General features: G+C 70.3%; 1 protein-coding gene. It reads right to left on the reverse strand.

From position 1 onward, the window contains the following. The coding region (locus ON43_RS30200) for a condensation domain-containing protein (protein ID WP_040813040.1) at positions 1–1,056 on the reverse strand (1,056 nt) is incomplete at both ends.

Here is a 1,056-nt window from a genome sequence, read left to right on the forward strand (position 1 = left end):
GTTCGCGCTCACCGCGGCCCGCGATCGGGGTGCCGACCGCGATGTCGTCGGTGCCCGAGAGCCGCGCCAGCAGCACCGCCAGCGCGGCGTGCACGACCATGAACAGCGAGGCGTTGTTGGCGCGCGCCAGTTCGTGCAGCCTGCCGTGGCGTTCGGCGTCGATATTGAAGCGCAGCGCCTTGCCGTGGAAGGACTGAGCCGGGGGCGCCGGCCGGTCGGTGGGCAGCTCCAACTGGTCGGGCAGGCCCGCCAGGGCGCGCTTCCAGTACGCGACCTGCTTGGCGGCCAACGACTCCGGATCGTCCTCCGAGCCGAGCACCTCGCGCTGCCACAGCGCGTAGTCGGCGTACTGCACCGGCAGCGGAGCCCACTGCGGCACATCGCCGTTCACCCGGGCCACGTAGGCGGCCATGATGTCGCGCGCCATCGGACCCATGGAGGAGCCGTCGGCGGAGACGTGGTGGACGGTGAAGGCCAGCACATGCTGAGTGGTGTCGCTGTCGGAGATGCGGAACATCTTGACGGCCAGCGGCACCTCGACGGTGACGTCGAAGGTGGTCATGGCGAATTCGATGACCTTGCCCAGCAATTCGGCCTCGGTCACCTCCTCCGGCACCAGCGTCAGATCGGTCTGCGACGCGGGCAGGATCACCTGGTGCGGCCCCTCGGCCGACCGCGGGTAGACCGTGCGCATGATCTCGTGGCGGGCGATGACGTCGCCGATGGCCTGCTTCATGGCGTACAGGTCCAGTGCGCCGGTGAAGCGGACCGCCAGCGGAATGTTGTCGACCGCGGAGATGCTGGTGTCGAACTGGTTGAGGAACCAGTAGCGCTGCTGCGCCGGGGACAGCGGCACGTGCGCGGGCCGTTCGGCGGCGACCAGGCGCGGGCGCGCACCGGAACCGGCATTGCGCTCCACCCGGGTGGCCAACGCCGCCACCGTGGAGGCCTCGAACAGGTCGCGCACCGCGAGCTGGGTGTCCAGGGCCGCGCCGAGGCGGGCGGTCACCTGGGTGGCGATCAGCGAGTTGCCGCCGAGCTCGAAGAAGTCGTCGT

The organism is Nocardia concava NBRC 100430 (assembly GCF_000308815.1).
Lineage (GTDB): Bacteria > Actinomycetota > Actinomycetes > Mycobacteriales > Mycobacteriaceae > Nocardia > Nocardia concava.